The following is a 12,147-nucleotide window of genomic DNA, read 5'->3' as shown; positions in this document are numbered from 1 at the left end:
CGTCGGGCGACGACGCATCGCGTCGATCAGAAGCGCGTGCGCATGCCGATCGTGCCGACGATCTGGTTCGCGGTGCTCGATGCGCCGCCCGAGCCGTCGATGAACGCCCGGTAGCCGCGGCCCGATGCGTGCTGATACATCGCTTCGGCGTAGACGTCCGTGCGGCGCGACAGCTTGTAGACGGCCTGCAGGTCGACCTGGTGCCACTTCGGATCGGTGCCGTGCCTGCTGTCGGGGTTCGACACGCTGGCGTCCGTGTACACGTAGGCCGCGCCGAGGCTGACGGCCGGCGTCACCGCATAGCGCACGTTCACGTCGTAGTTGTTGAACGCGACCTGGCCGGTCGAGCCGAACGAGCCCGTGTTGTCGTACTGCGAGCGCGTATAGACGAAGCCGACGGTGGCCGGGCCGAACCCGTAGCTGATGCCGCCGCCGTACGAACGCATGCGGTCCGAGCCGATCGACCAGCCGCCCTGGTTCAGGCTCTTCGCTTCGGCCGCGTCGGTCGCGCCCGGGCTCGCGCTCGTCGAGCCCTTCGTGCCGTTCATCTGCAGGTACGCGCCGGCCAGCTTCAGCGGGCCGTTCGTGTAGCTCGCCGCGACGCTGTATGCGCGGTTCGCGCCGAAGCTGGTCGCGTTCGAGAACGCGTACATCGCGCCGACCTTGAAGCCCGCATACGTCTCGCTCGTGTACTTGACCGCGTTGTTGATGCGCAGCGAGTGGTTCAGGTTGTCGTTGTCGAACGGATGCGCGAAGCTCGTGTCGCCGAGGTCGCCGGCCGTGGCGGACAGCGGCGCGACGAAATCGACCATCGTGTCGTACTGGCGGCCGAGCGTCAGCGTGCCATAGCCGCTCTGGCTCAGGCCGACGTATGCGTGGCGGCCGAACAGCTTGCCGTCCTGTCCGAGCCCGCCGTTGTTCACGTTGAAGCCGTTCTCGAGCACGAACAGCGCCTTCAGGCCGCCGCCGAGATCCTCGGTGCCGCGAAACCCGAGGCGGCTGCCGTTGACGGTGCCGCTGTTCAGGCGCCACAGCGACGCACCGTTGGCGTTGTTGGTATAGACGATGCCGGCATCGATCAGGCCGTACAGCGTGACCGAGCTCTGTGCGTGAGCGAGCGGGGCGAACAGCGTGGCGGTGCATGCGCCGGCGACGAGGGTTTTTTTCAAGTGAGGCTCCTGCGTGTGGAAGGGGGAACAAAAGTTCGGCGCAAGTATAGGAACGCAACCCGCGCGCAAGGCCGCCGGGGGCCGCGAGCGCACCTTTCCGGATCGGGCAAGAGTCGTTCACAAAACTGACACGACGCGCGGCGCGCGCGTGACGGTGGTGGTTTTTGCACGGTCGCACGCGGGCGGTATCCCTTCGTCGCGGGCGTGCTGTCGCGTCGTTGCAACATGAGCGTGGCGGCGCGCGGCGGTGGATCGGTGCGACTGGCGTGCGGAGAGTGGCTCGCCTGAGCCTACGCTCACGACCGGCAGCACCCGCGTTCAAACGCGGACGCGTGCACGCGTCGACGCGCTTCATCCAGGCTCGTCAACCGGATCGCGCGACCTGCCGACTCGAAGCACGCGGCCGTTCTCACGAATTCGCCGCAACGGGAAGGCGATCCCGCGGCGTGAACCGGAACGCATCACGTATCCCGATTGAAGCGGGCGGTGAACTTCGGGCTGTCTCGACCCGCCGGTCTTCGTGTATTCATCAAATGCATGAGTCGATTCGAAAAATACGTTTGTCTCATGATTGTCGCCGGCCTACGATGCGGTCCTGACGACGGCGTGCGTGTTGCGCGCCGTCTTTTTCGATCCCATTCGCGAACCCCATGCGCCCCGATCTCCCGTCCGCTCCCGCATCCCCTTCGCCGGCCGCCAGCCCGTTCGCGCGCATGGCCGTCGTCACGATCCTGACCGGCGTCGGCGCGGGTCTCGGCGGCATGCTGCTCGCGCTGCTGCTGCATGCGATCCAGCACGTCGCGTTCGGCTACAGCATCGCGCACGTGATCGGCACCGAAAGCTTCCTCACCGGCGTGACCGGCGCCGATCCGCTGCGCCGGCTCGCGGTGCTGATCGTCTGCGGGATCGTCGCCGGCGGCGGCTGGTGGGCGCTGTACCGGTATGGCCGGCCGCTCGTCAGCATCCGCCGCGCGGTGCGCGCGGCCGATCCGCGGATGCCGGTCGTCAGCACGACGATTCACGCGCTGTTGCAGATCGTCACCGTCGCGCTCGGCTCGCCGCTTGGCCGCGAAGTCGCCCCGCGCGAGATCGGATCGCTGCTGGCGGGGCAACTTGCGCATCGTGCGATGCTCACTCCCGACGATTGCCGGCTGATGGTCGCGTGTGGTGCGGGCGCGGGCCTCGCGGCCGTCTATAACGTGCCGCTCGGCGGCGCGATCTTCGTGCTCGAAGTGCTGCTCGGCACGTTCGAACTGCGTGCGCTGGTCGTGGCGGTCGCGACGTCGGCGATCGCGGCGGCCGTTGCGTGGATCGGCCTCGGCAACGAACACCAGTACACGGTGCCGCCGTTCGTGCTGAGCACGCCGCTGGTGACATGGTCGATCGTCTGCGGGCCGCTGTTCGGCTTCGCCGCATATGGTTTCGTGCGGCTCACGACGCGCGCCCGGGCGAACGCGCCGAAGGACGGGCGGCTGCCCGTGCTCGCGCTGCTCAACTTCGCGGTGATCGGCGTGCTCGCGATGCGTTTGCCGCAACTGCTCGGCAACGGCAAGGGCCCGGCGTCGCTGGGTTTCGACGGCACGCTGACGATCGGCCTCGCCGCTGCGCTGCTCGTGATGAAGGTGCTGATCGAGGCCGGCAGCCTGCGGGCCGGCGCGGAAGGCGGCCTGCTGACGCCGGGCCTCGCGAACGGTGCGCTGCTCGGCGTCGTGCTCGGCGGGCTGTGGAGCCTCGTGTGGCCGGGTGCGTCGATCGGTGCCTGCGCGCTCGTCGGTGCAACCGCGTTTCTCGCCGCGTCGATGCAGATGCCGATCACGGCGGTCGTGCTGCTGCTCGAGTTCACCCGCGCGGATCACGACAGTCTCGTGCCGATGCTGCTTGCCGTGGCCGGGTCGCTTGTCGCGTATCGGGTGGCGCAGCGGTGGAGTGAGGGGCGGGCGAAGGCGATGGAGGTGGTCAAGGACCGTGTGGCGGCGATGCGTTAATGCGCACATGCAGCCAGGAAGCGAACGACGTTTGCGCTTTTGTCGCCAACGGGTCACCGAAAATTGACGATTTGTATCCGTTCCAGGGCAAGCCATCGCCGCGAGGATCCGTGCTGCACGACGAAGCTGTCACGATCAGAAGTGCAAGCGTGGGGCCGCATTAAAGGAACGATATCCGGTCGATCGCTTGCGTCGGAATGCACGCTTGCGACAGCTTTTGCTTCCATGGGGCGGTTGTCCCTCCCGAGTCGTTCACGATAGCCTTTTCCGCTCGTTCAAATGTCGGGCGCGCCATTCCAGGAGCAGGTTGGGTCCTCCTGGCAACGGATATCTCGCTGATCACTTATCGCACGATCGGCACGTACAACAGCATCGTGAAGCCCGAGGATCGTTTGTATGGCTGACGCGTGGAAAAACCTCGAAGCGTTCATTGCGACCGATATCGGCAAGTTGCCAGTCGATCGGATCGAACTGACGCGGGACACAGACCTCTATCACGATCTCGATATGGAGCCGGAGCACATCGATGCGTTCGTCCGGCGATGGGCCGTGACGTTTGACGTCGACTTGTCCATGTTCGACATCCACGATTACTACCCGTCGGCGAAGCTCGGCATCGGTTCGTTCCTTGCCACGGTCGTCAGATCGCCGTTCAGCAACAAGGCGCGCGAAATCCTGGGCGGCCGGTCGCTCACACTCGGCATGATGGTCGAGGCGATGGAGCGCGGGCGCTGGACGACATGACGAACGCGATGCACTGATCACGGCTGCGAAGCGGCTCAAGCCCGTCTCGCCACTTGTTCCTGTTTCCCTGTCGGTACCGCCGCGCGATCGCGGCCCCCCGCATTCCAAAGCGCGTCCGCCGGTTCTATGCAAGAATCCGCGCGTTTCCGCGCATCAACCAACAACGACACGCGCGGACGTCCCTATCAGGAAACGAGGAGCTCAAGTTGATCCAGCGCATTTCCCGCTTTTTCACGCAGGTGGTTCACCGCGTGTTGCCCGACCCGTTGATATTCGCGATCCTGCTGACGATCGTCACGTTCGCGCTCGCGTTCGGCCTCACGCCGAATACGCCTGCCCAACTCACGACGATGTGGGGTTCGGGTTTCTGGAACCTGCTCGCGTTCTCGATGCAGATGGTGATGATTCTCGTCACCGGTCACGCACTCGCGAGTTCGCCGCCCGTGAAGCGCATGCTCGTCGCGCTCGCGAGCACCGCGCGCACGCCGGGGCAGGGCGTGATGCTCGTCGCGTTCGTCGGCGCGCTCGCGTGCGCGATCAACTGGGGCTTCGGCCTCGTGCTCGGCGCGATGCTCGCGCGCGAAGTGGCGCGTCGCGTGGCCGGCAGCGATTACCGGCTGCTCGTCGCGTCCGCGTACATGGGCTTCCTGAGCTGGCACGGCGGATTGTCGGGTTCGGTCCCGCTCGTCGCGGCGACGAAGGGCAACCCGATGGAAAAGACCATCGGGCTGATTCCCGTTTCGCAGACGATCTTCACCGGCTACAACGCGTTCATCACGATCGGCCTGATCGTGATGCTGCCGTTCCTCGCGCGCCTGATGATGCCGAAGCCGGGCGACGTGGTCAGCGTCGATCCGGCGCTGCTGGCCGAACCGCCGAGCGTCGAGCGCCAGCTCGGGCCCGACGCGACGTTCGCGGAGCGGATGGAGGAGAGCCGTGCGTTGTCGGTGTTCGTCGCGGCGCTGTGTGCGGCGTTCCTCGTGCTGAAGTTCGTGCGGAAGGGCTTCGCACTCGACATCGACACCGTGAACCTCGCGTTCCTCGCGGCCGGCATCCTGCTGCACCGTACGCCGATGGCCTATGCGCGTGCGGTGGCCGGTGCGGCGCGCGGCGCGTCGGGGATCATGATCCAGTTCCCGTTCTACGCGGGCATCCAGGCGCTGATGGATCATTCGGGGCTCGCGGGCGTGATCACGAAGTGGTTCGTCGATATCGCGAACGTGCATACGTTCCCGCTGCTCGCGTTCCTGAGTTCGGCCGTGATCAATTTCGCGGTGCCGTCGGGCGGCGGCCACTGGGTCGTGCAGGGCCCGTTCGTGATGCCGGCGGCTCAGGCGCTCGGTGCCGATCTCGGCAAGGCGGCGATGGCGATCGCGTACGGCGAGGCCTGGACCAACATGGCGCAGCCGTTCTGGGCGCTGCCCGCGCTGGCGATTGCCGGGCTCGGGGTACGCGACATCATGGGGTACTGCGTGACGACGCTGCTGTTCTCGGGCGTCGTGTTCGTCGCGGGGATGTATCTGTTCTGACGGCGTGAGGCGGGCGGGGCGGAGCCCGTCCCACGCCGGTCTGATTCCAGCCTGCCTTTCAGCCGCGCGACCGCACGTCGGCGCGCTCGTGCCCGTGACGCAACGCGAGGCTCGCGAATGCCGCGACGACGAGCGCGGCCGCCAGCAGCGTCAGCCCGTTCTTTGCATTGCCGGTCGCCTGTTCGATCGCGCCGACGACGGTGGGCCCGACGAAGCCGCCGAGCAACCCGCACGTATTCACGAGCCCGAGCCCGCCGGCCAGCGCACTGCCGGCGAGCCGCGACGCCGGAAACGTGAACACGATCGACTGCACGACGAAGAACATCGACGCGGCCACGCACACGCAGAGCAGGCCCGCCAACGGTGACGCATGCGCGGCGCCGACCATCCCGGCCGCCATGATCGCGAGCCCTGCGCACAGCATCCGCCGCGAATGACGCGACTCGCGTGCGAAGCGCGGCAGCGTCCCGGCCCCGAGTGCGGCGGCGAGCCAGGGCAGCGACGTCAGCAACCCGACCGCGACCGGCGACAGACGTCCCGACGCGCCGATGATCCCCGGCAGGAAGAAGATCACCGTGTAGATGGTCAACTGGTGGCAGAAGTACACGAAGATCGCGAGCCAGATCTGCGGGTCGCGCAATGCGGCGCCGAACGCGTGGCCACCGTGCGCGGCGACGCCCGCGTCCTGTTCGGCGGCCAGCTTGCGCTCGAGCGCGCGGCCGGTTTCCGGGGCGAGCCACGGCGCGGCGCTCGGACGGTCCGGCAAGCGTGTCCATACGAAGAACGCGAGCAGGATCGCCGGAATGCCTTCGACGACGAACAGCCATTGCCAGCCGTGGAAACCGAGCGTGCCGTCGAGTTCGATCAGCGCACCGGCCAGCGGCCCGCCGACGATATTCGCAATGCACACGCCGAGCAGGAAATAGCCGGTGGCGCGCGCACGTTCCTCCCGGCCGAACCAGTACGTCAGATACAGCATCACGCCGGGAAACAGGCCGGCTTCGGCCACGCCGAGCAGCAGGCGCATCACGTAGAACGATGTCTCGCCGCGGACGAACGCCATCGCGACCGACAGCGCGCCCCACGTGATCATGATCCGCGTGATCCAGAAGCGTGCCCCGACGCGATGCATGACCAGGTTGCTCGGGATCTCGAAGAGCGCGTAGGTGAGAAAGAACAGCCCCGCGCCGAGCCCGTATGCGGCCGATGAGATGCCGAGATCGACGCCCATCGAATGTTTGGCGAACGCGATGTTGGTGCGGTCGAGAAAGCTGATCACGTACGCGGCGATCAGCAGCGGCATGAGTTTGCGGAACAGCAGCCGGTTCAGCGACGCGTTCGCGTCGGTCGCGGTGGACGACAGGGCCTGAGCGTGATGAGTGGACATGCGGACGACTCCGGTAAGGGCGAACCGGCGCGCACGGCAAGCACGGCGCGCCGCGTTCGGCAAATGCCGCTGCGCGGCAGGCAGCGGATGGGCAGTCGACGGAGCCGCGCCGGCGGCGCTCGAACGGAGCGGGGCGATGAAGGGCGTCCTGGCGCCGGCCGGTTCGGGCCGGCGCCTTGTCACTGCGCTTGCGAATGCGGGTGTTTGGGGGCGACCCGGCGATCAGAAATTCACGGCGTCGCCGCCCTTGAGCGCGAGCATCGCGCGCGCCTCGGCCGGCGTTGCGATCTCGAGCGACAGGCCTTCGAGCACCTGACGCATTTTCAGGACTTGCGCGGCGCTCGATTCCGCGAGCTTGCCGGGCGCGATCCACAGCGAATCCTCGAGCCCGACGCGCACGTTCGCGCCTTGCGCGGCGCCGATCGTCGCGAGCGGAATCTGGTTGCGGCCCGCGCCGAGGATCGACCACACGTAATCGCTGCCGAACAGGCGGTCGGCCGTCCGGCGCATGTGCATCAGGTCTTCCGGGTGCGCGCCGATCCCGCCGAGCAGGCCGAACACGCTTTGCACGAAGAACGGCGGTTTCGCGAGCCCGCGATCGACGAAGTGCGCGAGGTTGTACAGATGCGAGATGTCGTAGCACTCGAACTCGAACCGCGTGCCGTTCGCGCCGCAGCGCGTGAGGATCGTCTCGATGTCCGCGAACGTATTCTTGAACACGAGATCGCGGCTTTTCTCGAGATGTTCGCGTTCCCACGGATGCTTCAGTTCGCGGAAGCGCTCGAGCATCGGGTACAGCCCGAAGTTCATCGAGCCCATGTTCAACGACGCGACCTCGGGCTGGAAATGCAGCGCGGGCTGCAGCCGTTCGTCGACCGTCATGTGCGGGCTGCCGCCCGACGTGAGGTTGATCACCGCGTCGGTCTGCGCCTTGATGCGCGGCAGGAATTCGGCGAACACGGCCGGATCCTGGGTCGGCTTGCCGTCGGACGGGTTGCGTGCGTGCAGGTGCAGGATCGCCGCGCCGGCCCGTGCGGCCGCGACCGCGGCGGTTTCGATTTCGTGCGGTGTGACGGGCAGGTACGGCGACATCGACGGCGTATGGATCGCGCCGGTCGGCGCACAGGTGATGATGACTTTGCGAGCGTTTGCCACGGATGGATTCCTTTCGATGAACGATGCAGGACGCGTCAGAGCACTTCGACGTTGCCGCAGACGGAGATCGCCTGCCCGGTGATGCCATGCCCGCCCGGCGAGCACAGGAACAGCGCGGTCGCGGCGATCTCGGCCGGATCGGTCATGCGCCGCAGCGAGATCTTCTCGAGATAGCGCTTCTCCATGTCGTCGTAGCCGATGCCGAGCTGCTGCGCGCGCGCCTCGATCACGCGGCGCATCCGCGGGCCGCGCACGATGCCGGGCTGGATCGCGTTCACGCGGATGCCGAGCGGCCCGAGTTCGATCGCGAGGCTCTTCACGAGGCCGACCACCGCCCATTTGGTGGCCGCATACGGCGTGCGGAACGCATAACCGAGCCGGCCGGCGACCGACGACAGTGCAATGATCGCGCCGCCGTGTTTCGACTCGCGCAGCAGCGGCACCGCGCGGCGCGCGAACTGGAATTGCGCGTTCAGGTTGATCGCGACGGTTTGTTCCCACTGCACGGGGTCGATTTCGTCGATGCCGCCGGTCGGGCCGGCGATACCCGCGTTGTTGACCAGCACGTCGAGGCCGCCGAGCCCGGTCGACACGTCGGCGAACACGCGCTCGACGGCGGCCGGGTCGGATACATCGGCCAGCGTCGCGCTGATCGCGCCTGCCGCGGCGCGCGGCGGCCGGTCGGCGAGCGCCGCGATCGCGGCTTGCGAGGCGTCGCACACGTGCACGCGCGCGCCGCATTCGGCGAACGCGTCGGCGATTTCGAGACCGATGCCCGACGCGCCGCCCGTCACGAGGACGCGCAGGCCGTCATAGGGTTTCAGCAGGTCGGAAGCTGTCATGCCGGGTTGTCTCCATCGTTGGTGTAATCGGATTGCGGCCGCTCGCGATTCGGCGGGTCGAGGCGGGCGGCGGCTACGGTTTCGCGTTCACGGTCCGCGGTGTCTGTTCGGCCCGCAGCGTCTCGGCAAGATCGTGCGCGGCGCCGCCGATGTCGAGCGCGATGCCGGCCCGCACGCCCGCGCCGTCGCGTCGCTCGAGTGCATCGACGATGGCACGGTGCGCGTCCATCGAGCGCCGCATGTGCGGGATGTCGAGCGCGACCATGTTGAGGAACGGGCCGACGCGCATCCACAGGTTCTCGACGATCGCGAGCGTGTTTTCGCTGGCGCCGTGCGCGTAGATCGCGCTGTGGAACGCAAAATTGCTTTGCAGGTAGGCGCGCGAGCGGCCGGCCTCGACGTGTGCCTGCATCGTCTCGCAGGTCTTGCGCACGACCGCGATCTGCGCGTCGGTCATCCGGGCGCACGCGCGCTCGGCGATGCAGCCTTCGAGGGCGATCCGCACGTCGCGCAGTTCGTCGAGCATGTCGAGCGTCATCGGCGGAACGACGAGCGCCCGGTTCGGGCCGTCGACCAGCGCGCGCTCGGCGCGCAACCGCGTGAGCGCGGCACGCACGGGCATCGTCGACGAGCCGACTGCCTCGGCGACGCTGCGCAGGCTCAGAGCCTGGCCGGGCGCGAAGCGGCCGCTCATCAGCGCTTCGCGCAGTTGCTGGTAGACCTTGTCGGCCATCGTTTCCTGTTCGATGGCTTTTAGTGCGGGCGGGACGATACGAGGCGCCAAGGCGGGGTTCTCCTGGGATTGATCTGCGATCTGTGATCACACTTGCGATGTGCGAAGTTTTGTCGATCGGTGCGGCGGAGTCAAGATGAACGGGATCGGGGAAAACGAGGGGGTGGGTGGACGAAGAGGCTGTCGGCGACAGTCGGCCATACTTTTCCCCGTCGGGATTTGATCCGATCCTCGAGGTCCGGCCGCGGAGGACGACGGACGCGAGCATCCGGGGCGCGACCATGGTTACTTCAACGAACCGGGCGCGCGGTATCGTTCCGATCGCGCAAATTTTTGGAGTCTGTCATGAGGGGAGTCCGGATCGCTGCCGTGTTGGCGTACATCGCGTTTCAACCGGCGATGGTCGTGGCGAAGGACGCCGCACAAGCGGCGCCTGAGGCAGGCTCACGAACTTATCTCCAGAACTTCAAGGACATGGTGCTCGCGGAATGTCTGGCTACCGCATACAAGCAGGCGCCCGGCGCGAGCAAGGACATCGGCAGCAGCACCAGCGCGTTGCGTGACTGGACCTACTACGACATGGAACGTGCGCCGGACGTGATCCACGCGCTGGTCGCGAAGTATCTGGCTCGAGACTATCGGAATCCGGTTGTCGAATCGGAAGTCGGGGACGTGAAGTTCGACTTCCTGAAGTGCATCGATCTGTATCACGGCAAGGAACTGGACACTGCAACGAAGCAACTCGTATCGCGCCCGAACCGTACTGACCTGGCCGAGCATACGCCGAAGCCGCGGTAGCGATCGAACGCCGTTGCGCAACGCAACGGCGCGCCGTATGCCATTTTGCCGACGCTATTCAAGCGTCCGGATCGAGTTACTGATCCCGCGCGCGCAGTCGATCACCGCCGGCGCGAGCTTGCGGCGCGCGTCGTCGAACGTCCAGCGGCTCGTCGGCGCGACCACGTGCACGGCCGCGACCGGCTGCCCCTGACTGCCGAGCACGGGCGCCGCGATCGACATGTCCCCGATGAACAGTTCTTCCTGGTTGGTCGCGTAGCCTTCCCGCCGCGCGCTGTCGAGCAGCGCAACGAGATCGTCGAGTGCCGTGACCGTGCGCGGCGTATGCGGCGTGCGCGCCATGCCGTCGAGCCGTGCGCGTGCATCGTCCGGCGGCAACGCGCTCAGGAACGCGCGGCCGCTGCCGGTGCAGTACATCGGGATGCGGCTGCCGATCGGCATGTGAATCGGCACAAACTTGGTCGACACGAAACGCGCGACGTACACCATTTCGTCCTCGTCCGGCTCGGTGAGGTTGGTGGTTTCGCCGGTCAGGTTCGTGAGCTCGGACAGGAACGGATTCGCGACGTCGATCAACGTGTCGGCGGCGAGATAGTTGAAGCCGATCCGCATCACGTGCGGCGTGAGCTGGTAACGCCGCGTGACCGGATGCTTGCGGATGTAGCCGAGCTTCTCGAGCGTATAGACCATCCGCTGCGCGGAGCTTTTCGTCATCCCCGCCGCGTCGGCCACCTCCGCCAGCGTCATCGTGCGCCGTTTCGCGCTGAACGCGCGCAGCACGTTCAGCCCTTTTTCCAGCGACTGGTTGAACAGCAGATCGTTTGCTTGGTCGGGCGACGTTTCCATGGCGAGGAGCGGAATCGATTCGATATCGCATCATATCGTATCGAATATCGATACGCAAAAATCTATTTGCGATGTTTTTGATTCGTTTTAAGATCAGGCCATCGTCGCAGTGTCGATCAGCGACCGGCCGGCGCCCGGATTATTCGAGAAGGAGTCACCATGGTTCCGTTCATCAAGCGGTTCGGCGCACTGGCCGCCGGTTTCGCCACCTGTATCGCTCTCTCCACGGCTTCGGCGGGTGCCGTTGCGGCCGAGCCGACGCTGAAGGTCGGCGCGACGGCTACCGGCGTGCCGTTCACGTTTCTCGACGTCAAGAGCAATTCGATCCAGGGGATGATGGTCGATGCGATCACGGCAGCCGGGAAGTCGGCCGGGTTTCGCGTCGACGTGCAGCAGACCGTGTTCTCGGCGCTGATCCCGTCGCTCACCACGCAGAAGATCGACATCATCTCGGCCGCGATGCTGAAGACGCCGGCGCGCCAGCAGGTCGTCGATTTCTCCGACACCGTCTACTCATTCGGCGAAGGCCTGATCGTGAAGGCCGACGACCCGGGCCGCTATACGTCGATGGACGATTTCAAGGACCAGGTAGTCGGCGCGCAGGTCGGCACGGCGTTCGTCGATGCGCTCAACAAGAAGGGCATCTTCAAGGAAGTCCGGACCTACGATTCGATCGCCGACATCATGCGCGACGTCGCGCTCGGGCGCATCAAGGCCGGCTTCGCCGACCAGCCGATCGTCGCGTACCAGATCGAACACGGCGTCAATCGCCAGGTGCGGCTCGTGCCGGAATACCAGAGCGTCGTGAAGGGGCAGGTGTGCTTCATCGTGCGCAAGGGTGACACTGCGACACTCGAACAGCTCAACGGCGCGATCCGCAAGATGAAGAGCGACGGCACGCTGCAGCAGATCCTGCAGAAGTGGCACATGAGCTGAGCGTCGGCATTCGATTCCCGACC

Annotated in this window: 11 protein-coding genes and 1 pseudogene; 6 read left to right on the top strand and 6 right to left on the bottom strand. The window is 66.4% G+C overall.

All coding sequences use genetic code 11. The features are described 5' to 3' along the window. Positions 1–26: 26 nt before the first annotated feature. Positions 27–1,169: a porin gene (locus PQB87_RS26510; RefSeq protein WP_059694927.1), complete on the bottom strand. Its 1,143-nt coding sequence runs from the start codon at positions 1,167–1,169 to the stop codon at positions 27–29. A gap of 650 nt (positions 1,170–1,819) precedes the next feature. Here PQB87_RS26510 and PQB87_RS26505 point away from each other — a divergent pair. The 4 genes and pseudogenes from PQB87_RS26505 to PQB87_RS26490 all read left to right on the top strand — a co-directional run bounded on the left by PQB87_RS26505 (position 1,820) and on the right by PQB87_RS26490 (position 5,427). Then, entirely contained in the window at positions 1,820–3,154 is a 1,335-nt protein-coding gene (locus PQB87_RS26505; RefSeq protein ID WP_489242900.1) for a chloride channel protein, read from the top strand. Between the two features lie 281 nt (positions 3,155–3,435). Next, a pseudogene (locus tag PQB87_RS26500) lies at positions 3,436–3,558 on the top strand (STM2901 family protein); the annotation flags it as partial. Further along, positions 3,551–3,898 (top strand): DUF1493 family protein, encoded by a 348-nt coding sequence (locus tag PQB87_RS26495; RefSeq protein ID WP_489242899.1) that lies wholly within the window; start codon positions 3,551–3,553, stop codon positions 3,896–3,898. The pseudogene PQB87_RS26500 and the gene PQB87_RS26495, both read left to right, overlap by 8 nt. Before the next feature lie 206 nt (positions 3,899–4,104). Next, complete coding sequence (locus PQB87_RS26490; protein WP_301863226.1) at positions 4,105–5,427, top strand: TIGR00366 family protein; 1,323 nt, start codon at positions 4,105–4,107, stop codon at positions 5,425–5,427. Between the two features lie 58 nt (positions 5,428–5,485). Here the strand turns inward: PQB87_RS26490 and PQB87_RS26485 are convergent, their stop codons facing one another. From PQB87_RS26485 to PQB87_RS26470, 4 genes are all read right to left on the bottom strand, one after another. Then, the gene (locus tag PQB87_RS26485) at positions 5,486–6,814 is read right to left on the bottom strand and encodes an MFS transporter (RefSeq protein ID WP_489242898.1); all 1,329 of its coding nucleotides are present in this window, start codon (positions 6,812–6,814) and stop codon (positions 5,486–5,488) included. A gap of 222 nt (positions 6,815–7,036) precedes the next feature. Next, the gene (gene kce, locus PQB87_RS26480; RefSeq protein WP_021159186.1) at positions 7,037–7,969 is read right to left on the bottom strand and encodes a 3,5-dioxohexanoate:acetyl-CoA acetone transferase; all 933 of its coding nucleotides are present in this window, start codon (positions 7,967–7,969) and stop codon (positions 7,037–7,039) included. Positions 7,970–8,004: 35 nt separating this feature from the next. Continuing rightward, entirely contained in the window at positions 8,005–8,811 is an 807-nt protein-coding gene (locus PQB87_RS26475) for an SDR family oxidoreductase (protein ID WP_027791533.1), read from the bottom strand. 73 nt (positions 8,812–8,884) lie between these two features. Next, positions 8,885–9,595 carry a GntR family transcriptional regulator gene (locus tag PQB87_RS26470; RefSeq protein WP_021159184.1) on the bottom strand — a complete coding sequence of 237 codons (711 nt, stop codon included), beginning with the start codon at positions 9,593–9,595 and terminating at the stop codon, positions 8,885–8,887. A gap of 294 nt (positions 9,596–9,889) precedes the next feature. Between PQB87_RS26470 and PQB87_RS26465 the strand changes: the two genes are divergently transcribed. Then, positions 9,890–10,342 (top strand): type VI secretion system amidase immunity protein Tai4, encoded by a 453-nt coding sequence (locus PQB87_RS26465; protein ID WP_489242897.1) that lies wholly within the window; start codon positions 9,890–9,892, stop codon positions 10,340–10,342. 54 nt (positions 10,343–10,396) lie between these two features. Here PQB87_RS26465 and PQB87_RS26460 read toward each other — a convergent pair whose 3' ends face one another. Beyond that, positions 10,397–11,188, bottom strand: coding sequence for an IclR family transcriptional regulator (locus tag PQB87_RS26460; RefSeq protein WP_059683455.1), 792 nt, complete (start codon positions 11,186–11,188; stop codon positions 10,397–10,399). Between the two features lie 159 nt (positions 11,189–11,347). Here PQB87_RS26460 and PQB87_RS26455 point away from each other — a divergent pair, with 159 nt between their 5' ends. Further along, complete coding sequence (locus PQB87_RS26455) at positions 11,348–12,124, top strand: ABC transporter substrate-binding protein (protein WP_027791537.1); 777 nt, start codon at positions 11,348–11,350, stop codon at positions 12,122–12,124. The last annotated feature ends 23 nt before the right edge of the window (positions 12,125–12,147 follow it).

This window comes from Burkholderia sp. KL41 (assembly GCF_057005415.2).
Note: the sequence above shows the minus strand (reverse complement) of the source record. Positions and strands in the feature narration are given on the sequence as shown.

What these genes read in the sequence shown, in the direction of transcription:
- PQB87_RS26505 (WP_489242900.1), top strand. Translation starts at nt 1,820, where the DNA reads ATGCGCCCCGATCTCCCGTCCGCTCCCGCATCCCCTTCGCCGGCCGCC.
- PQB87_RS26495 (WP_489242899.1), top strand. Translation starts at nt 3,551, where the DNA reads ATGGCTGACGCGTGGAAAAACCTCGAAGCGTTCATTGCGACCGATATC.
- PQB87_RS26485 (WP_489242898.1), bottom strand. Translation starts at nt 6,814, where the DNA reads ATGTCCACTCATCACGCTCAGGCCCTGTCGTCCACCGCGACCGACGCG.
- PQB87_RS26475 (WP_027791533.1), bottom strand. Translation starts at nt 8,811, where the DNA reads ATGACAGCTTCCGACCTGCTGAAACCCTATGACGGCCTGCGCGTCCTC.
- PQB87_RS26465 (WP_489242897.1), top strand. Translation starts at nt 9,890, where the DNA reads ATGAGGGGAGTCCGGATCGCTGCCGTGTTGGCGTACATCGCGTTTCAA.
- PQB87_RS26460 (WP_059683455.1), bottom strand. Translation starts at nt 11,188, where the DNA reads ATGGAAACGTCGCCCGACCAAGCAAACGATCTGCTGTTCAACCAGTCG.
- PQB87_RS26455 (WP_027791537.1), top strand. Translation starts at nt 11,348, where the DNA reads ATGGTTCCGTTCATCAAGCGGTTCGGCGCACTGGCCGCCGGTTTCGCC.